The 18824-nt window shown below is 57.9% G+C and carries 17 protein-coding genes; 9 read left to right on the forward strand and 8 right to left on the reverse strand.

Features of this window, described 5'->3' with window-relative positions:
* Window position 1 precedes the first annotated feature (1 nt).
* The 3 genes from xdhA to ACFSE1_RS11405 form a co-directional block, all read right to left on the reverse strand.
* Window positions 2-1474 (reverse strand): xanthine dehydrogenase small subunit, encoded by a 1473-nt coding sequence (gene xdhA / locus ACFSE1_RS11395; protein ID WP_377400977.1) that lies wholly within the window; start codon window positions 1472-1474, stop codon window positions 2-4.
* 19 nt (window positions 1475-1493) lie between these two features.
* Entirely contained in the window at window positions 1494-2270 is a 777-nt protein-coding gene (locus ACFSE1_RS11400) for a 3-hydroxybutyrate dehydrogenase (protein ID WP_377400980.1), read from the reverse strand.
* Between the two features lie 190 nt (window positions 2271-2460).
* Window positions 2461-2958, reverse strand: a complete 498-nt coding sequence (locus ACFSE1_RS11405) for an invasion associated locus B family protein (protein WP_377400983.1) — start codon at window positions 2956-2958, stop codon at window positions 2461-2463.
* A 381-nt stretch (window positions 2959-3339) separates the two neighbouring features.
* On the opposite strand from ACFSE1_RS11405, the gene ACFSE1_RS11410 reads away from it, so the two are divergent.
* The 4 genes from ACFSE1_RS11410 to sbmA all read left to right on the forward strand — a co-directional run bounded on the left by ACFSE1_RS11410 (window position 3340) and on the right by sbmA (window position 7942).
* Window positions 3340-4404 (forward strand): LLM class flavin-dependent oxidoreductase, encoded by a 1065-nt coding sequence (locus ACFSE1_RS11410; RefSeq protein ID WP_377400986.1) that lies wholly within the window; start codon window positions 3340-3342, stop codon window positions 4402-4404.
* A gap of 19 nt (window positions 4405-4423) precedes the next feature.
* Complete coding sequence (map, locus tag ACFSE1_RS11415) at window positions 4424-5179, forward strand: type I methionyl aminopeptidase (RefSeq protein ID WP_377400989.1); 756 nt, start codon at window positions 4424-4426, stop codon at window positions 5177-5179.
* Window positions 5180-5365: 186 nt separating this feature from the next.
* Window positions 5366-6538 (forward strand): YbfB/YjiJ family MFS transporter, encoded by a 1173-nt coding sequence (locus ACFSE1_RS11420; RefSeq protein WP_377400992.1) that lies wholly within the window; start codon window positions 5366-5368, stop codon window positions 6536-6538.
* A 126-nt stretch (window positions 6539-6664) separates the two neighbouring features.
* Window positions 6665-7942 carry a peptide antibiotic transporter SbmA gene (gene sbmA, locus ACFSE1_RS11425; protein ID WP_377400995.1) on the forward strand — a complete coding sequence of 426 codons (1278 nt, stop codon included), beginning with the start codon at window positions 6665-6667 and terminating at the stop codon, window positions 7940-7942.
* Window positions 7943-7994: 52 nt separating this feature from the next.
* Here the strand turns inward: sbmA and ACFSE1_RS11430 are convergent, their stop codons facing one another.
* A complete protein-coding gene (locus ACFSE1_RS11430) occupies window positions 7995-8966 on the reverse strand; it encodes a polysaccharide deacetylase family protein (RefSeq protein ID WP_377401116.1) in 972 nt (323 codons plus the stop codon).
* A gap of 522 nt (window positions 8967-9488) precedes the next feature.
* Here ACFSE1_RS11430 and ACFSE1_RS11435 point away from each other — a divergent pair.
* Together ACFSE1_RS11435 and der are read left to right on the forward strand one after the other, a co-directional pair.
* Window positions 9489-10169 carry a tetratricopeptide repeat protein gene (locus ACFSE1_RS11435; protein ID WP_377400998.1) on the forward strand — a complete coding sequence of 227 codons (681 nt, stop codon included), beginning with the start codon at window positions 9489-9491 and terminating at the stop codon, window positions 10167-10169.
* A gap of 31 nt (window positions 10170-10200) precedes the next feature.
* Entirely contained in the window at window positions 10201-11634 is a 1434-nt protein-coding gene (gene der, locus ACFSE1_RS11440; RefSeq protein ID WP_377401001.1) for a ribosome biogenesis GTPase Der, read from the forward strand.
* A gap of 170 nt (window positions 11635-11804) precedes the next feature.
* Here the strand turns inward: der and ACFSE1_RS11445 are convergent, their stop codons facing one another.
* The 3 genes from ACFSE1_RS11445 to ACFSE1_RS11455 form a co-directional block, all read right to left on the reverse strand.
* Entirely contained in the window at window positions 11805-13067 is a 1263-nt protein-coding gene (locus ACFSE1_RS11445) for an APC family permease (protein WP_377401004.1), read from the reverse strand.
* A gap of 250 nt (window positions 13068-13317) precedes the next feature.
* A complete protein-coding gene (locus tag ACFSE1_RS11450; RefSeq protein ID WP_377401007.1) occupies window positions 13318-14364 on the reverse strand; it encodes a glycosyltransferase family 4 protein in 1047 nt (348 codons plus the stop codon).
* Between the two features lie 112 nt (window positions 14365-14476).
* Window positions 14477-15388, reverse strand: coding sequence for a sugar kinase (locus ACFSE1_RS11455; protein ID WP_377401010.1), 912 nt, complete (start codon window positions 15386-15388; stop codon window positions 14477-14479).
* Window positions 15389-15592: 204 nt separating this feature from the next.
* Here ACFSE1_RS11455 and bglA point away from each other — a divergent pair, with 204 nt between their 5' ends.
* Window positions 15593-17242: a beta-galactosidase BglA gene (gene bglA, locus ACFSE1_RS11460; protein ID WP_377401013.1), complete on the forward strand. Its 1650-nt coding sequence runs from the start codon at window positions 15593-15595 to the stop codon at window positions 17240-17242.
* A 44-nt stretch (window positions 17243-17286) separates the two neighbouring features.
* On the opposite strand, the gene ACFSE1_RS11465 is transcribed toward bglA, so the two are convergent.
* Window positions 17287-18204: an AraC family transcriptional regulator gene (locus ACFSE1_RS11465; protein WP_377401016.1), complete on the reverse strand. Its 918-nt coding sequence runs from the start codon at window positions 18202-18204 to the stop codon at window positions 17287-17289.
* 217 nt (window positions 18205-18421) lie between these two features.
* Here ACFSE1_RS11465 and ACFSE1_RS11470 point away from each other — a divergent pair, with 217 nt between their 5' ends.
* Window positions 18422-18559 (forward strand): hypothetical protein, encoded by a 138-nt coding sequence (locus ACFSE1_RS11470; protein ID WP_377401019.1) that lies wholly within the window; start codon window positions 18422-18424, stop codon window positions 18557-18559.
* Between the two features lie 20 nt (window positions 18560-18579).
* Entirely contained in the window at window positions 18580-18813 is a 234-nt protein-coding gene (locus ACFSE1_RS11475) for an Atu4866 domain-containing protein (RefSeq protein WP_377401021.1), read from the forward strand.
* Window positions 18814-18824: the final 11 nt, after the last annotated feature.

Here is an 18824-nt window from a genome sequence, read left to right on the forward strand (position 1 = left end):
CTCAAGCCTCCTCCGGCTCGAAACGGGCCAGTTCTTGTGGTTGCCCGGCAGTTTCCAGGAAAAAGCGTGTCAGCAGGTTCTTGGCCGTGATCGAGCGATACTCGGCAGTGGCGCGCCAATCGGTGAGCGGCGTGTAGTCCTCATCGAAGAAATCGCGCACGGAGGCCACCGTGTTCCAGCTCCAGGGGCGACCGATGAGGGCCTGTTCCACCGCGCTGGCGCGTTTTGGCGTACCTGCCATGCCGCCAAACGCGATGCGACAGCTTTCCACGCAGCCTTCGCCATCCAGCATCAGGTAGAAGGCACCGCACAGGGCGGAGATGTCTTCGTCCCGGCGTTTGGAGATCTTGTAGACGGCGAAGAAGGCTTCCTCATCGGCGTGTGGAATGGTGATCTTTTCAACAAATTCGCCCGGTTGGCGGTCCTGCTTGCCGTATTCGATGAAATAGTGCTCCAGCGGCATGGAGCGGCTGCCGGTTGCGGAGCGCAGGGTCAGTTCTGCCCCCAGCGCAATGAGTGCCGGAGGAGTATCGCCAATCGGTGAGCCATTGGCGATATTGCCGCCAATCGTGCCCATGTTGCGCACCTGTTGACCGCCCAGCCTGTCCAACAGGCGACCTAACGCCGGATACCGCGCATCCAGCACTTCGAAGGCTTGCGAATAGGTCACGCCAGCACCGATCACGATGCCGGTTTCGTCCTCCGTCAGCATTTGCAGATCGGTGAGGTGGTTGATGAAGACCACCTGTTTCAGGGGCCGCATCTGCTTGGTCACCCAAAGACCCACATCGGTAGATCCGGCAACGATGGTGGCGGAAGGATTGGCGGCAAGCACCTCTGCCAGCGCAGCCAGCGTGCCCGGAATGACACTGCGCGCGCCATCCTTCTCGACCGTGATCGTGTCGGACGTGGAGCGGATGGTCCAGAGTCTGGCCATCACCTCGGCACGGTCGCGTTCGATGGGGTCGAACAGGGCGCTGGGGCGCTGCTCCGCCACCTGTTCTGCGGCTTTCACGATGGGCTCATAGCCTGTACAGCGACAGAGATTGCCTTGCAGGGCGGTCTCGATTTCAGCCCGGGTCGGCTTTTCGCTGGCCATCCAGAGACCGTAGAGTGACATGACGAAGCCCGGTGTGCAGAAGCCGCATTGCGAGCCATGACAGTCCACCATCACCTGTTGCACGGGATGCAGCTTGCCATCCTTGGCCGCCAGGTGCTCCACCGTTACCACATGGGTTCCATGCAGGGAGCCGAGAAAGCGAATGCAGGCATTGACGCTTTCATAACGCAGTGCGCCACCGATCAGGCGCCCCACCAGCACGGTGCATGCGCCGCAATCGCCTTCGGCACAACCTTCCTTCGTGCCGGTAAGCCGCCGCTTCAGCCTCAGATAATCCAGCAAGGTCTCGGTTGGAGCGAAATCCCCCAGCGAAACCTCCTCGCCATTGAGAATGAAGCGGATGGCAGACGTCATGCGTGTTCCCTTATGGACATTATTGGGCGGTCCAGCCGCCGTCGATGGAAATATGAGTGCCGGTGATCTGTCGTGCTGCGTCGCTGGCGAGGAAGATCGCCGTCTGGGCGACTTCATCGATGGAGACGAATTGCTTCGTCGCCTGCAAACGGAGCATGACGTCCGTCTTGACCGCCTCTTCCGAGATACCACGTTCGCGGGCCGTTGCGGGAATTTGCTTTTCCACGAGCGGCGTCAGCACGTAGCCGGGGCAGATGGCGTTCACTGTTATGCCGAATTCGGCCAATTCCAGTGCGGCGCTTTTGGTCAAACCCAAAACGCCGTGCTTGGCTGCCACATAAGCAGATTTGAATGGGGATGCAACTAGTCCATGAGCGGAGGCTACATTGATGATGCGGCCCTTGCCGGCCTTCTTCATCAGCGGAATGGTGTTGCGCATGGTGTGAAAAGCTGAGGAAAGCAGGATCGCGATCAGTTGATCCCATTTCTCCACCGGAAATTCCTCGATCTTTGCAACATGCTGGATACCGGCATTGTTGACGAGAACATCCACCGTGCCAAAGCTCTGTTCCGCCGTGCGGATGAGATCTTCAATCTCATCCGGCTTTGTCATGTCTGCGGAATGATACAGCACCGTGCCGCCGCCAAGCTTTTCAAGCTCGGCGCGCGCGGCCTCGATCTCCTGCCCATTGCCGAAGCCGTTGATCACCACATTCGCCCCTTCGGCGGCGAAGGCGCGGGCAATACCAAGCCCTATGCCGCTGGTGGATCCGGTGACGACGACGCTTCTGGCCATGCTTGTACTCCCTTTTCACGGCGCTGTTGCAGTGCATGAAAAGGAAGTTATGCCCAAAGCAGGGCAGCTGGCAATCCGTTGTGCTCTGCCCGCAGGAATTGAGCGGTCAGGCCCTCAGGCCATGCCTAGTGGAATGAGTTTGACATTTGATACCCATGTGCGGCGATGATCAAATGTCACAATCACACCGCTAGCGGCATTTGCTCACGGCATTCAGTGCAGCCGTCACGCCCTTCAACGAATAGGTATAGCTGGTGTTGGTGCCGCGTGCGGAGGTGGCCTTCACGAGCATCTCGCTTCCGCCACGCATGGCGGCGACGAGTGCCGGTTCGCGGGCCGGGTCGCGAACCCAGGCAGCGTTTTCCTTCGGCACCATGGTGAAGGTGTCGTTGCCGATGCTGACAGTGATGTTGGAGCCTGCCTTCAAGCCGTAACCCATGATTGTTTGCGGCATCATGTTGGATTTGCCAGCCTGTGGTGCGACCAGGAAGAAGTTGTCGCCGTGGTTCACGCCCGCTGGCATCTGCTGCACCGGAACCGAGAGAATGTAGCAGCTTTTGCCGCTGCCGCTGCCATAAGAATAGACACCCCATGCATCGAATTGCTGCACCCTGCTTGGCTGAGCGGCCATGGCGGCGGTGGACAGCAAAGCGATGGAAATGGCTAGGGCGCATGTCTTTTTGGACATCGAACTCTCCTGGGAAGGCAATCTGGAAAACAGCCCGAACTTCAGAAATGGTGCGGGCGCGACAGCGTGTATTTGAACGGCCCGAGAGTTAGCGAATGGTTAATAGTGGGATCAACCCTTGATCGATCTGGCTCACAAAGGGTTGATGAGACGTGCTCACGTTCCTGTTGCCGTCGAGGGGGAGGGGATGCAGTCGTCAGCCTGACAAACTGGTTCAAGTGCCTGCGAGACTGATTCCGCACAACCGGCTAAGTCATTGGCAAAGGACGAATTATTGCGCAGCCATCGAAAATCTTGACGGAGCGTTTCCAGACTTTCGACTTTGCATTGCAGATGAGGGCCTCTATCTGAGGTTCAAGTCATAAACAGGAATGGAAGAAGATGGAACTCGGCCTTTATACCTTCGCAGATGTCGATCCGGCCATTGCCAGCGGTCAGCGCGGACAGGATGCTGCAGTGCGGTTGAAGCACCTGCTGGAGGAGATTGAACTCGCAGATCAGGTAGGGCTGGATGTCTTCGGTCTCGGTGAACATCACAGGCCGGATTATGCGGTTTCGTCACCTGCCACGGTGCTTGCCGCGGCGGCGGTGAAGACGAAGAATATTCGCCTGACAAGTGCCGTCTCCGTGCTGAGTTCCGATGATCCGATCCGCGTGTTCCAGCAGTTTTCCACGGTGGATCTCATCTCCGGCGGGCGGGCCGAAATCATGGCAGGCCGTGGTTCCTTCATCGAATCCTATCCGCTGTTTGGCTATGACCTGAACGATTACGATCGCCTGTTCTCGGAAAAGCTCGACCTGCTGTTGACGCTGCGCGACAATGAGATCGTCAATTGGGAAGGCGAGTTGCGCGCGCCGATCCAAAACCGTGGCGTCTATCCGCGCCCGCTTCAGCAAAGGCTGCCGGTTTGGATTGCCGTAGGCGGAACCCCTCAGAGTGTGGCGCGTGCCGGTGCCATGGGCCTGCCGCTGGCTGTGGCCATTATTGGCGGGGAATATGCCCGTTTTGCCCCCTTCTTTGAGCTTTATCGGGAGGCTGCGCGCCGTTCCGGCCATGATCCCAAAAGCTTGAAGACCAGTATCAATGTTCACGGCTTCATTGCCGATACAACGGACATCGCCGCCGATCAGTTTTATGGACCTCAGGCGGCGGTGATGGATCGTCTGGGCCGTGAGCGCGGCTGGCCGCCCACGAACCGCGCCCAATACGATCGCGCTCGTTCGGCAGCGGGCAATCTCTTTGTCGGTGATCCGGAACTGGTGGCAGAAAAGATTGTTGCCGCGCACAAGGTGTTCGGCAACGATCGTTTCCTGTTGCAGATGGCTATCGGCCTGATGCCGCATGAGCAGATCATGCGTGGCATCGAATTGTTTGGCACAAAGGTTGCGCCTCTGGTGCGCAAAGCCTTGACGCCAGCGGCAGATGGGGCGAAACCCGCCGCTTGACGATCAGGAATGGCAGAAAATGGTAGTTTCCAGCGAAGATGAATTGGACAAGTTGAAGGCCGTGGGGCGCATTTGCGCCCGCGCGGTGGAAACAATGGCCAAGGCGCTGGAGCCGGGCATTACCACCGCCGAGCTGGATGCCATTGGCCGGCAGGTTCTGGAAGATGCCGGTGCCCAATCGGCGCCGGAATTCTGTTACCAGTTTCCCGGTGCGACCTGTATCAGCGTCAACGAGGAGGTCGCTCATGGAATTCCGGGCGACCGCATTATCCAGCCTGGCGACCTGGTGAACATCGATGTGTCCGCCGTCAAGGACGGTTTCTTTGGCGATACCGGATCCTCCTTCGCCGTGCCGCCGGTGAAGCGAGAGATTGAAAAGCTGGTGCGCGATGGACGCCGCGCCCTTTGGACGGGTCTTCAGCAGGTGAAAACTGGCAAGCCCATGGCGGGGATTGGCAACGCAATCGGCGCTTTCGCGAAGAAAAATCGCTACACGCTGATTACCAATCTTGCCAGCCACGGTGTTGGCCGCTCCCTGCACGAGGAGCCGGGGGAATTGCCCACCTGGCCAGACCCGGACGAGACGCGCGTGATGGAAGAGGGGCTGGTATTCACTGTTGAGCCTTTCCTTTCGCTCGGCGCAACATGGGCAGAGGATGCTGGAAACGGTGATCCCTGGACGCTCTACGGTGATCCACGAGCGCCCACGGTGCAGTTCGAGCATACGATTGTTGTGACGCGCAACGGACCGCTGATCCTGACATTGGCGGAGTGACAGAAAACGCATCCAGGGTGCAGGACGCACAGCTTCCCGGTGTTTGAAGGCCCCTCCCGCAGGGAAGAGGATCGGCGAAGGAGGCTTTGGTTAGCATGGCGCATCGCGCAATGCATCACGCCGACGCATGGGTTCCATATGGAATGCTGATTTGAAGGCAGATGCTGAGCCTGCCATACAAGGCGTATGTTTCAGCAAGCGCACATATCCAATCCTGTCATCATTGCCTTTGCAGGTGCGCTTGCCATGGCTACGGCCATGGGGTTCGGTCGATTTTTCTACACGCCTGTCCTGCCCGGGATGATGAGCGAGGTGCCGCTTTCAGCCGCTGAGGCGGGCTTTATCGCGGCGGGTAATTTTGCGGGCTATCTGATGGGTGCGCTGCTGGCTTCGCAGGGGTGGGCAGCGGGACGCGAACGCCGCCTTGCTCTGGCGGGCCTTGTCTCGACTGCGATGCTGCTGGCCGCCATGGCGGTGGCGAATGGGATTATCCTGTTCATCATCATCCGCTTTCTCGCCGGTCTCGCAAGCGCCTTTGCCATGATCTTCACCTCCGCAATCGTCTTGCCCTATGGCCATGGCCGCGCTGATGTGCAGGCCCTGCATTTCGGTGGTGTCGGTGCCGGAATAGCCTTGTCTTCGCTGCTGGCCTTCACCATCAATCTGTGGGCAGGCGATGCCGCCCATGGCTGGCGCTGGAACTGGGCGTCTGCGGCTTTTCTGGTGGGATTGGTGGTGCTGGTCATAACATTTCTGCTGCCACGCCCTGTAACGGGGCAGGCTGTGGCGCATGAGCCGCCCGTGCGGTGGACGAGACCGCTTGTTCTTCTGACCGCTTCCTATGGTCTTTTCGGATTTGGCTATGTGGTTACGGCAACGTTTCTCGTTGCCATTGCACGCGGTGCGGCGGCCGGGCCAGTGGTGGAGGCGGGTGCCTGGCTTGTAACCGGTACTGCGGCTGCGTGCTCGCTGTTCCTGTGGCAGCCTTTTGCCAGAAGGCTCGGTCTGGTGAGATGCTATCTCATTTGCCTCATTCTCGCAGCCGTGGGCGTGTTAGGTTCGGTGCTGCTGCCTCCAGTTCCCGGTACACTGATCGGCGGGCTATTTCTCGGTCTCACCTTCATGACCGTGACGGCCTATGGTCTGCAGATTGCGCGCAGCCTTGCCCATGAAAGCCCGCGCAGAGCGCTTGCCCTGATGACAGCTGCTTTCGGAACCGGGCAGATCATCGGTCCGCTTGTGGCAGGCTGGGCAACCGAATGGTCGGGAAGCTTCGCGCTTGCCTCTGTTCTTGCTGCAATCGTTCTGCTTGCGTCGTTCTGCCTTGCTCTGCCTGTTGTCAAACAAAAGCAGGTTTGAATGCGTCTATCTTAACTCTGCGTAAGGTGCGGCTTTCTGCATTGCCGCGACAAGGCGACTGGCATAGTTTCTGGCGAATCGCATCAACGCTGATGTCTGCGCCACATCACAAGGAAACTCGCCTCCGTGTTTCACTCGTTCTTTCCTCGTCCTAAATTCTTCTTCATTTCGGCAATCGTCTGGTCTCTGATCTGCGTGCTCGGCTGGTATTTCGCCGTGGAACGACTTGGCATCAGCCTCGGCTTTACCGTGCCGGAAGGAACGCCCGAACCCTTCGATCTAAGCTACTTCGCCTTTCCGCCGAATGTCTGGTTCTATGCCTATTTCGCGCTGTGTATTGTGCTATTCGGGGGTGTCTGGACAGTCCTTGCGAAGGATCATCCGTGGAAGCTGTGGTCCATCTGGGGCAGTTTGCTGATCGTTTCCGTCACCTATTTCAGCGTTCAGATCTCGGTGGTGATCAACAATTTCCGGCGTCCATTCGGTGATCTTCTGCAAAACGCGCTGTCTCAGAAGCCGGGGATCACCACCTGGGATTTCTACAGCCTGCAGATCGTGTTTGCCCAGATTGCCTTCCTGTCCATAGCCGTTTCAATCCTGACCGATTTCTTCACCAGCCATTACATCTTCCGCTGGCGCTCGGCGATGAACAATTTCTACATGTCAAAGTGGGAAAAGCTTCGCCATATCGAGGGTGCCTCGCAACGTGTTCAGGAAGACACGATGCGCTTCTCCGCCACGCTGGAAGGGCTCGGTATCACGCTTATAAATTCCGTCATGACGCTGGTTGTCTTTCTGCCGATCCTGTACGGTCTGTCGAGTTATGTGTCCGAGCTTCCGGTGATTGGTGAACTGCCACATGCGCTGATGTGGCTGGCGATCATCTGGCCGCTCTTCGGCACGCTGCTTCTGGCTTTGGTGGGCATCAAGCTGCCAGGACTGCACTTCCGCAATCAACGGGTTGAAGCGGCCTATCGTAAAGAACTGGTCTATGGCGAAGACCATGCCGACAGGGCGCAGCCCATCGCTGTGCGCGAGCTGTTTGGCAATGTGCGGAAAAACTACTTCCGCCTCTACTGGCACTATTTGTATTTCAACCTGTTCCGCTATTTCTACCTTCAGGCGGATGCGATCTTTTTGATGACGATGCTGATTCCCACGATCGTCGCGGGTAAAATCACCTATGGTATCTATCAGCAGATCGCGACCGCTTTCGGTCAGGTGAGCAATTCGTTCCAGTATCTCGTCAATTCCTGGACGACGATCATCGAGCTTCTCTCCATACACAAGCGTCTGAAAGCCTTCGAGGCGGCCATCGATGGCGAGCCGCTGCCGGAAATCGACCAGCGTTATCTGGCGCGGGAAGAGAGAGATGGCGAGATCGGGGCAGACAAGCCTTATTGATCCATCACATTTCAGAGTTTGGAGACCGCGCCTTGTGCGCGGTCTTTGTCTTTTAGAGCGTCGAAGGGGTTTCTTTGCCGCGCTCGGATAGCTGGCGGATGGCCTCGCCATAGGTGACGCAGGCCACGTCCGGTTTTGCGCAAACCTCCGTGGCAAGCCTCTCCATCGCTCGCCAATAGGCGCCGCCATTCATTTCCACGAAGTGAAAGCCAAGCTGCAGCGGAATGCGCTCGCCCGCATACTGGCGGTCGAAAGCGGCACGGAAGGCCGCATAGGCACGTTCCTCGAACTCTGCCGATCGCGATGGATTTTCAACACCTGCGGAATGGCGAATGAACAGATTATAATCCATCGCGATGATGTTGCGCCGCTCTGGTCCCTCGGGGATCAACGGTAGACCGAACATCAGCACCTTGTTCTGTTTCTCCGGCAGCATTGGCCCCATGCTGATGCCGCTGCCATCATAGGTGAAACCCTCCGCATGCTCTGCGTCTTCCAGTGCGTCGCTGGTGGAAAGATAAGGTGCGCGGAAGCCCTTGATGTCGTTCTTCACAAAATCACGCCAGCCGGACGGCTCCTTTTCCGGTGCACCGAGATCAGCCCAGGCCGAGGACAGGATGGAGCGAAAGTTTCGCATTTCCATCTGCCAGTCTGCCTTCGTCCAGTGCCGCCCGTCGAAATGGCCGCAAGTATGGCTGGCAATTTCGTGACCTTCCTGTTTCGCCTGCCAGACGTGATCAAGCCGTGTCAGAGCCTCTTCCTTCGTCTGAGCAAAGCCGATGTTGGATTTTCCAGGTCTCTGGCCGGGTGCCTGATAGGTTTTGGCGCGGGCGCGATCAATCACCAGCGTGCAGGACAAGAAGTAAGTGAAGCGCGCATTCACCCGCTTTGCGATTGTCCGGCTGCGCTCCCAAAGCGGGTTGCTGCCCGCGCCATCGAAGGAAATCATGACGAGTTGCTTGGGCTTTTCTTCGGCCATGCCGAGGCTGGAGGAAAGAAGAAGGGCGGCAAGAGTTCTCAGGATCAAGCGCAAGAGGATTACCTGTATGTCTGGATTCGCAAGCCAACCTTCTTTCGGGGGAATAAGGCAAAGTCGCGATGGCAGGGTGATGAGGCTTTCTACGGGGAATTGATTGAAGAGTGATTGCCGAAGATGGCCGACTGATGAGAGGTGCAAAGGCGCTCCCCCACACCTGTCTTCGACCCGGCTTCTCGTTCTGGCTCAGGGCGTTCGTTGCTCAAATCGATTCGCTGGATCGATTTGTCGGCTCCGCCGTCGCAACTGCTCCCGGCCCTTCGCCTTAACTCAGGGCGTTCGATGTTGGAAAAGATTCACTGGATCTTTTCCTGGAGCGCATGAATGCGCTCCACCACGCCTGTCTTCGACCCGGCTTCTCGCTTTGGCTCGAAGCGTTCGTTGCTCAAATCGATTCGCTGGATCGATTTGTCGGCTCCGCCGTCGCAACTCACCCCCTTACATACCGGGAAAAATAGGGTAGAAGGCAGGCTTTCGGAAAAATGGCCGCATGAATGGCCGGAGTTTGGCATGGCACAGGACAACGACAGCTTTATTCGCGAGGTGAACGAGGAACTGCGTTCCGAACAGATCAGCAGGATCTGGCGGAGTTATCGTGGCTTCATCATTGGCGGCGCTGTGTTGATCGTGCTCGGAACCGCCGGTTATCGCGGTTATGAATACTGGCACAACCATAATGCTTCGCAGTATGGCGACCAGTTTCTGGCAGCCTTGAACCTTGCCAAGGAAAACAAGACGGATGAGGCCATGGCCGCGCTTCAGAAGCTGGAGCAGGACGGCAGCGGTGCCTATCCGGTTCTGGCACGCATGCGTGCGGCCACGCTGTTGACGCAGAAGGGCGACGCCACTGGTGCGATCAAAGCGTTCCGCGAGGTTGCCGCCGATAATTCCGTGCCGTCTGTTCTGCGCGATATTGCCAAGATGCGCGTGGCCTATCTCCTGGTGGATAACGGCACTTACGCCGATGTTTCCGCTGAGGTGGAGCCTATGGCAACCGGCAACCATACTCTGCGCAATTCCGCGCGCGAAGCCTTAGGTCTTTCTGCCATGAAGGCGGGTGACACGGCCAAGGCGCGTCAATGGTTCGAGGATATTGTGAACGACGCGGAAACGCCGCGCAACGTTGCAAACCGCGCACAGATCATGCTGGATACCTTGGCCTCTTCTGGCCCGCAGGCTGCCAAGTCCTGATATCTGAGAGGTCCTGAAGGAGCCTGCCGCTATGAGCTTTACTGTCGCCATCGTCGGGCGTCCCAATGTTGGAAAATCCACGCTGTTCAACCGGTTGGTTGGCAAGAAGCTGGCGCTTGTCGATGACACGCCGGGCGTTACCCGCGATCGCCGCCCGGGCGATGCCAAGCTGGTCGATCTGCGCTTCCGCATTATCGATACGGCTGGTCTCGAAGAGGCCGGTGCCGATACGCTGGAAGGCCGTATGCGGGCGCAGACCGAAGCTGCCATCGACGAAGCCGATCTTGCGCTTTTCGTCGTGGACGCCAAGATGGGTCTCACGCCGCTCGATAAAACGCTGGGTGAGATGCTTCGCCGCCGCAACAAGCCGGTGGTGCTTGTAGCGAACAAGTCCGAGGCACGCGGTTCCGACAGCGGCTTCTACGATGCCTATACTTTGGGCCTCGGTGAGCCTGTGCCGATCTCTGCCGAGCACGGCCAGGGCATGATCGATCTGCGTGATGCGATTGTCGAAGCTCTCGGGCCTGAAAAGGCCTTCGGCGATGACGAAGACGATGAGGCAGTTACCGATATCGACCTTGCACCCACGTTCAACGACGAGGGGGATGAGGATGAAGAGCTTGAGCCGGCCTATGATGACACCAAGCCGCTTCGTGTTGCCATCGTCGGTCGCCCGAATGCTGGTAAATCCACGCTGATTAACCGCTTTCTGGGCGAAGATCGTCTGCTGACCGGGCCTGAAGCCGGTATCACGCGCGATTCCATCTCCGTGGAATGGGATTGGCGAGACCGCACGATCAAGATGTTCGATACGGCTGGTATGCGCCGCAAGGCCCGCGTGCAGGAAAAGCTGGAGAAGCTATCGGTTGCTGATGCGCTCCGCGCCATTCGCTTTGCCGAAACCGTGGTGATCGTCTTTGACGCCACCATTCCGTTCGAAAAACAGGATTTGCAGATTGTCGATCTAGTGCTGCGGGAAGGCCGTGCTGCCGTTCTTGCCTTCAACAAGTGGGATCTGGTCGAATACCCGCAGGAGGTGCTGGCGGATCTTCGCGAGAAGACAGAGCGTCTTCTGCCACAGGCCCGTGGTATCCGGGCCGTGCCAATTTCAGGCCAGACCGGCTACGGTCTCGACAAGTTGATGCAGAATATCATCGACACCGATAAGGTTTGGAACAAGCGCATCTCGACGGCCAAGCTGAACCGTTGGCTTGAGAGCCAGCAGATTCAGCATCCACCACCGGCTGTTTCCGGTCGCCGCATCCGTTTGAAGTATATGACGCAGGTGAAGGCCCGCCCGCCTGCTTTCATGATCTCCTGCACCCGTGCCGATGCACTGCCGGAGTCTTATGTGCGATACCTCATCAACGGTCTGCGCAATGATTTTCAGATGCCGGGCGTCCCGATCCGCATCCACTTCAAGGCGGCGGAGAACCCTTACGAAAATCGGCGCAAGAAGCGCTGAGCAAGAACTGGACTATTTCCCGCGAAAACGCGTTGCGGTTTTCCGCCCGGAAATGCGTCAATACAAAGCGTTAGAGCGCTTCAGTGAAAAATGAATCGCTCTAGCAGCAAGTGATTTGAGGTCTTAATCTGGAGGCTGGTGGTAACTCACCAGCCTCTTTCGGTTTCAGGTCAGGCGACAGTTACGGAGCGGGCTGCTGGAGTGCTCTGCGATCTTAACCGTGCCAAGACCACGCCGAGAACGGTGAGGCAGAGCGGGTACAGAACGGAAGTTCCCTGCAACAGCATAAGCGTCACCACGATTGCGACGGTCGAACCGGCTACCAGCCGGTCAAACAAGCGCTTAGAAAGTTTGAGGAGGGCGAGGCCGCTCAAGCCGTAGAGCAGCAGGAAGTTCTGTCCTGCCAGCTCAAGCATGTGGGAGATCTCCAACAGGCCCGCATAATCGAAGCCGAGCACGATCAGAAGCGCAAGGCTGACCAGCAGAACCGAGGAGAGCGGGGTGCCGCTTGATGTCGTGGTAAGCCGTAGGGGCAGCAAACCTTCGCGGCTTAGTGCATAAACCATGCGAGAGACGGCCCAGATGGCTCCCAGGAGATTGGCATAGATGATCAAACCTGCCAGCAGGCCCATGATAACACGACCTTTCTCACCGACCGCCAGGGTGAGGATGGACGAGAAAGCCGCCTTGTACGAACCCGAGATCGGCACACTCTGCGCAACGAACGCCATACAGAAATAGATGAGACATGCCGCGATGAACGAAAGGAACATCGCACGCGGGAAGTCTCGTTCCGGGTTGCGAAACTCCTCCGACAGGCCGGCAGCCAGCTCCCAGCCGGTGAAGGCAAAGAAGATCATCATGAAGGGCGCGAAAACGACCGGCAGTTCGATCTGCGACAAGGGTGTCACATTCGGATCTGCGCCGGACCAGTTCACCACCGAGAGACCGATGAGCACCAAGGCCAAGAGGCTGATGAGAACGATCGATGCGATGGCCGTGGATACACGAGCGGCAATTTCCGTGGATAGAAGATGTGATCCGGCCGCTGCGATGACCAGTCCAAACGCGTAAACGGAGGGCATGCCGCCAAAGGCTTCAGCAAGATAATGGCCGCCGGTCAGCGCGATGGCGGGTAAGCCAAAAACAACAGCGCCCAGAAAAATCATCGAGGCAATAGAATAGGCACTGCGGCCGAAAGCCTTTTGGGCGAAATGGGAAATGCCACCTGCATCCGGGAAGCGCATGCCCATGAGTACGAACACCAATAGAAGCGGCGCTGCAACAATGGCGCAAAGCGCCCAGGCCCACAGCGCCTGATGGCCGGCAACTTCTACAACCATGCCCGGCAAGGCGAGCAGGCCTGCACCGATAACGATGTTTAGCATCAAGCCTGTGCCGCGTAAGGTCGTAAGCGACTTCGAAAGGGCCATGAGCGGATCCCGATAGAGATGAAAGGCAGGCTTAAGCTTTGGAAATTTTGCAAATTCTTGCGCTGGCAATTGTGACTGCGCGTTTGAATTGGCCATACTGCTTCCAGAGCAATACCCGTCTTGCTGTTGAAACTGGCCGGACCATACGTCAAAGCACTGCGCAAGAAAATCGCGTCAGCACTACCTTGGCGAGAAAATGGGGCTGTTTTAATATTACTCGGGCTAGGATCAAATTCCCTGAATGAGCCGGTCAAATGCTGGGCGATGGCAGTGAGGGCGGCCGTTTGCCGCGCGCCGTCACCACATTATCGAGAAACTGCCGGGTAGCCGCAGTCCAGGTATAGTGCTCAGCCAACCGCCTTGCATTCTCGCGCGAGCAGTTGAGGGCATTGAGGCATGCCTGACGAAGATCCGGATGCAGGGCTCCGGCACCACTGCCTTCCTCAATAATATCGATAGGGCCTGTGACGGGATAGGCAGCAACTGGAACGCCGCTGGCCAGCGCTTCCAGGATGGTATTGCCGAATGTATCGGTAAGAGAGGGAAATACAAACACATCTGCCTGAGCGTAGGCGCGGGCGAGGTCTTCCCCGGTCTTCATGCCGAGGAAGTGCACATCGGGAAATTGCCGTTGCAGATTGGCGCGTTCCGGCCCATCGCCCACGACAACCTTGGTGCCGGGAAGATCAAGGCTCAAAAAGGCGGGCAGGTTCTTTTCCACCGCAAGTCGGCTGACGGTCATGAAGATGGGTCGCTGAAGGCCAAATGGTTCCGCTTCCAGCGGCTGAGGGCGGAAGAGAGCTTGATCTATACCGCGGCTCCAGCGCAGCAGGTTGCGCAGGCCGAGTTTTGAAAGTTCCCTTTCCAGGCTGGCGGTGGCCACCATGCAGCCATTGCCCGCATTATGGAACCAGCGCACGAAGGCGCGCAGCCAACGGATCGGGATCGGGAAGCGGGCAGCGACATATTCCGGAAAGCGGGTGTGGTAGCTGGTGGAAAATGAAACCTTGTTCTTCAGGCACCAGCGCCGCGCCAGAAGGCCAAGCGGTCCTTCGGTTGCGATATGTACCGAGGTGGGCCCGAATTTCTCGATGGCGCGGGCGACGGCTGAGTAGCTGGCGACCGAAAGGCGAATTTCAGGATAGGTGGGGCAGGGAACGCTGGAAAAATCCAGCGGCGTGATCATCGAAACCTCGATGCCCATGCGTTCGAGTTCCCGGTTGGTGTTTTCGATGGAGCGAACGACGCCGTTAACTTGCGGGTACCAGGCATCCGTAACAATGGTGATCTTGGTCATGACGTGAGCCTTCCGATCCTTGTCGGCCGGAGTGTCGACTCACCCCGCCGTGCGGTCTGGTGCGTCTTCTATCCGCGTCATTTGTTACAGCGTCATGTCAGAACCGCCTGCCTCAACGGGGCAGAAGTTCATGCTCGATCAGCGCGCCGTGGTGTGCAATCACAACCGAGGCCACCGCCGCACCATGGGCCGCAGCCTCCACTGCGGAAGCCCCGGTCAGCAGCCGGGCAATAAAGCCGCCATTGAAGCTGTCTCCGGCGCTGGTGGTATCCACCAGCTTTTCCGGCGGAACGGACGGCACGAAGATCGTCTGGCTGTCTTCCGCCACGGTCGCCCCCTGCGCGCCGTTCTTCACCACGACCTGCCGTACGCCGGCGGAAAGATAACGTTCAATGGTCGCGGCCACATTGGCATCGGAGAAATGCGCCTGCTCATCGTCAAAGCTGGGTAAAACGATGGTGGCTGCACGTGCGCCTTCGGTGATTGTCTGCAGCATGCGCAGCTTGTCTGCCCACAGGCGCGGGCGAATGTTGGGGTCGAAGATGACCGGCTTGCCCGAGGCGCGCGCACGCCTGAGTTCGGCAAGCAGCGTATCAGCCGCCTGGGGTGAAAGGATCGCCAGCGTAATGCCGGAGAAGTAGAGAACATCGGCAGCTTCGATGGCGGCGCGCAGGTGATCGGCATCGTCCGCCAGCTGCCGCGCGGCAGAACTATCCCGCCAATAGCTGAAGGTGCGCTCGCCATCTTTCAATGAGATCAGATAAAGACCCGGCGTCTTGCCGGGTATGCGGCGGATCAGGTGCGTTCCAATGTCAGACTTTTCAAGAAAGGCGAGCATTTCATCGGACAGCGGATCGTCTCCGAGTGCTGTGAGATAATCCACCTGCCAATCCTTGGGCAAAGACGCACGTAGATACCAGGCAGTATTCAGCGTGTCGCCCGCAAAGCCCTTCCGCAGTAATCCTTGTCCTGCCTGCGAAAGCTCCACCATGCATTCGCCGATCGAAAGAACTCGCTTTGCCATATCCCGTCTCCGCCCTTCTTGATGAAATCAAATATCCCGCCCACGCGGAGTTAGGCCGGAAGACCATCGAATGGCAAGTCATCAGCAGTTGCTTTCATGCCAATCGAGTGAAGGAAACAAAGAAGTCGCGCTTTGCCTTTGTCTTTTCACGCTGAGTGACTAGTTTCAGATTCGGTTTGAAACGATTGAAGGAGATGAGCACGCATGACGACGCTTACGGCAGCAAAGGGCGATCCCAACTGGTGGCGCGGTGCGGTCATCTATCAGGTCTATCCCCGGTCGTTTCAGGATACGACCGGCGATGGCATTGGCGATATCAGGGGCATTACGCAGAGGCTGCCGTATATTGCGTCGCTCGGTGTGGATGCAATCTGGCTCTCGCCCTTCTTTACGTCGCCCATGGCCGATATGGGCTACGATGTTTCGGATTATTGCAATGTCGATCCGATGTTCGGAACGCTTTCCGATTTCGATGAGATGATGGCGGAATGCGAACGGCTTGGTCTCAAGGTCATCATCGATCAGGTGATTTCCCACACGTCCGATCAGCATCCCTGGTTCATCGAGAGCCGGTCCAGCCGCACCAATCCGCGCGCCGACTGGTATGTCTGGGCCGATCCCAAGCCGGACGGCACGGCGCCCAACAACTGGCTCTCCATTTTCGGCGGTCCGGGCTGGGAATGGGACGGTATCCGCAAGCAGTATTACATGCACAATTTCCTGACCTCACAGCCGGATCTCAACTTCCATAATCCGCAGGTGCAGGAGGCGATGCTGGGCACGGTCAAGTTCTGGCTGGAGCGCGGCGTGCATGGCTTCCGCCTGGACACGGTGAACTATTATTTCCACGACAAGGAACTGCGTAACAATCCGCCTATGGTCTACGATGCGGATTCAACGGGGCTCGAAACCGACACCAACCCCTATTCGATGCAGAACCATCTGTATGACAAGAGCCAGCCGGAAAACATCGAGTTTCTGAAAAAGCTGCGCTCGTTGCTGGATCAGTATGATTGCCGCACAACCGTGGGCGAAGTGGGGGATGGCGACCGCTCCCTGACAACGCTTTCCATCTATACCAGCGGCAATGACAAGCTGCACATGTGCTATACTTTCGATCTCCTGAGCCCGAAATTCACCGCCGACCATATTCGCAAGGTGGTGTCCAAGTGCCAGGAAATCGTGACGAATGGCTGGGTCTGCTGGGCCTTTTCCAATCACGATGTGCAGCGCCATGTGAGCCGCTTCATTGAAACGCCGGATGAGCGGCAACGGGTGGCGAAACTCGCGATCAGCGTTCTTGCCAGCCTGCGTGGGTCCATCTGCCTTTATCAGGGTGAAGAACTGGGCCTGCCGGAAGCCGAGCTTTCCTTCGAAGATCTGCGCGATCCCTACGGTATTCGCTTCTGGCCAGCCTTCAAGGGCCGTGATGGATGCAGAACGCCGATGGTCTGGGATTCGAAAGCGGCTCATGGCGGCTTTTCGCCAGGACCGAAGACCTGGCTTCCGGTGCCGACAGAACACGTCACGCTGGCGGTGGACACACAGGAGGATGACCCGAACTCCGTGCTGCACCACTATCGTCAGACGCTGGCCTTTCGTCGCAGCCATACAGCACTCTTCGATGGCGATCTGACCTTCCTCGACACACAGGCTGATCTGCTGGCCTTTGTGCGGGAAAAGGGTGAGGAGCGGCTTCTCTTCGTCTTCAACCTGACGCGGGATCCGCAGGATTTCCTTGTGCCTGCCTCCTTCGGTTCGATCACGCCGGTTTCCATGCCGGGCTTCGATGCAGGCCTTGAAGACAAGGTAGTGCAGTTGAAGGGCCTCGATGCCTTCTGCGCAAAAATCTGATGTGCGATCCCTCTCCGCCCGTGCGGGCGGAGAGGGAAGCTGTCTCATGCAGAGGCAGGCGCGTATCGTCCCGGTTCTGCCTTCAGTCTTGAAATATCCTGGATCGGGGGTGCGCCGAACAGCCTGCGATATTCGCGGCTGAACTGGGATGGGCTATCATAGCCCACGCGATGAGCCGCACTGGCGGCATCCAGAGCTTCCGACATGATGAGGCGGCGGGCTTCCTGCAGGCGAAGCTGCTTCTGATATTGTAGCGGGCTCATGGCAGTCACTTCGCGGAAGTGCTCGTGCAGGGAGGACGTGCTCATGCGTGCCTCCTGTGCCACGCGCTCCACGCTGAAGGGCTTGTCGTAATTCTGGCGTATCCAGGCAATGGCGCGGTTCACCTGCTGCAATCTGCTTTCCGGCATCAGCATGCGTTGCAGTTTCTGCGCCTGATCGCCGCGCATGAGGCGATAGAGCAGCTCCTTCTCCGCCAAGGGAGCGAGGAAGGCGATATCTTCCGGCGTGTCGAGCAACCGCAGAAGCCGCACGGCCGCCTCCAGCAATTGCGGATCGGTGCGGCTGAGGCAGAGCGCCTTGCCGCAGGATTTGGCAATGCCAAAGCCCGCGCGCGGAGGCGGCATTTCGATGAGCATCGTGCTCAGCGCGTTCAAATCCAGATCGAGCTTGAGGCTGAGATAGGGTTCGTCCGGACTTGCCTGAATGACCTGGCCTGTAATCGGCAGATCGGCAGAGGCAATCAGGTGCCGGGCAGGGCCGTATTCAAACACCTCATCCGCCAGCAGTACCTGCTTTACGCCTTGCGCGATGAGACAGAGCGCCGGTTGCTGAACGCCCGGCATCGGCTCCGTTCGCTTCGACATGCGCACCAGGCTGAGGCGGGGAATGCGCGTTGCAAAAATCCCGTCCTCTTCGGTGTGTCGTGCAATGATCTCAGTGAGTTCCTGAAGCCTGTCCATTTCGATCTCTAAAAAAGTCCCAATTTTGCAGGGATTTTGAGCGTCCTTGTTGGCCCTTTATAAGGCTTGGCCATGAAATGCGCCACAGGAAAAACCAGAGCTTCGGATTTTTGTGCAATCTGTTCGGTCGATCTTTCTACCGCTCTTGCGCGGCTGGCGGGCATAGAGAGGCTGCAACAGCAAACCAGCCTGCAGACTTTACGGAAAGGAGACGGAAATGCGCAATTTCCAGCATTATGTGAACCGCTTCATCAGGCAGATCCAATGGATGGTGGGGACCGCGAGCTATCGCTACCGCAAGTCCGTTGAACGCCGACAGGATGACGAGCTGCGCCGCCGGTTCATGAACGGCTGAACAATTACAGGAGCATCAACATGTCCAATCCCTTTGTCGGTCTCTGGATGACCGAGGACGGTCATATCCGGCACCAGCTTCTTGCCAATGGTCGCTATGTGGAAGCCCGCGGTGCGCGGGAGCGCGCCTATGAAGGCCGTTACTGGCTGGATGGCAACCGAATCACCTATCGCGATGACACCGGGTTCGCGGCGGATGGCGAGTTCCGTCATGACACGCTTTATCACGCAGGAATGGTGCTGCATCGCGATTGACAACGCCAGGA

Origin of the sequence: Affinirhizobium helianthi (assembly GCF_042680945.1) — a bacterium.
In the GTDB taxonomy this organism is placed as follows: Bacteria; Pseudomonadota; Alphaproteobacteria; order Rhizobiales; family Rhizobiaceae; genus Neorhizobium; species Neorhizobium helianthi.

What these genes read in the sequence shown, in the direction of transcription:
- map (WP_377400989.1), top strand. Translation starts at nt 4,424, where the DNA reads ATGGTAGTTTCCAGCGAAGATGAATTGGACAAGTTGAAGGCCGTGGGG.
- xdhA (WP_377400977.1), bottom strand. Translation starts at nt 1,474, where the DNA reads ATGACGTCTGCCATCCGCTTCATTCTCAATGGCGAGGAGGTTTCGCTG.
- ACFSE1_RS11470 (WP_377401019.1), top strand. Translation starts at nt 18,422, where the DNA reads ATGCGCAATTTCCAGCATTATGTGAACCGCTTCATCAGGCAGATCCAA.
- ACFSE1_RS11435 (WP_377400998.1), top strand. Translation starts at nt 9,489, where the DNA reads ATGGCACAGGACAACGACAGCTTTATTCGCGAGGTGAACGAGGAACTG.
- ACFSE1_RS11400 (WP_377400980.1), bottom strand. Translation starts at nt 2,270, where the DNA reads ATGGCCAGAAGCGTCGTCGTCACCGGATCCACCAGCGGCATAGGGCTT.
- ACFSE1_RS11410 (WP_377400986.1), top strand. Translation starts at nt 3,340, where the DNA reads ATGGAACTCGGCCTTTATACCTTCGCAGATGTCGATCCGGCCATTGCC.
- ACFSE1_RS11405 (WP_377400983.1), bottom strand. Translation starts at nt 2,958, where the DNA reads ATGTCCAAAAAGACATGCGCCCTAGCCATTTCCATCGCTTTGCTGTCC.
- ACFSE1_RS11465 (WP_377401016.1), bottom strand. Translation starts at nt 18,204, where the DNA reads ATGGACAGGCTTCAGGAACTCACTGAGATCATTGCACGACACACCGAA.
- ACFSE1_RS11420 (WP_377400992.1), top strand. Translation starts at nt 5,366, where the DNA reads ATGTTTCAGCAAGCGCACATATCCAATCCTGTCATCATTGCCTTTGCA.
- ACFSE1_RS11455 (WP_377401010.1), bottom strand. Translation starts at nt 15,388, where the DNA reads ATGGCAAAGCGAGTTCTTTCGATCGGCGAATGCATGGTGGAGCTTTCG.
- der (WP_377401001.1), top strand. Translation starts at nt 10,201, where the DNA reads ATGAGCTTTACTGTCGCCATCGTCGGGCGTCCCAATGTTGGAAAATCC.
- ACFSE1_RS11450 (WP_377401007.1), bottom strand. Translation starts at nt 14,364, where the DNA reads ATGACCAAGATCACCATTGTTACGGATGCCTGGTACCCGCAAGTTAAC.
- bglA (WP_377401013.1), top strand. Translation starts at nt 15,593, where the DNA reads ATGACGACGCTTACGGCAGCAAAGGGCGATCCCAACTGGTGGCGCGGT.
- ACFSE1_RS11445 (WP_377401004.1), bottom strand. Translation starts at nt 13,067, where the DNA reads ATGGCCCTTTCGAAGTCGCTTACGACCTTACGCGGCACAGGCTTGATG.
- ACFSE1_RS11475 (WP_377401021.1), top strand. Translation starts at nt 18,580, where the DNA reads ATGTCCAATCCCTTTGTCGGTCTCTGGATGACCGAGGACGGTCATATC.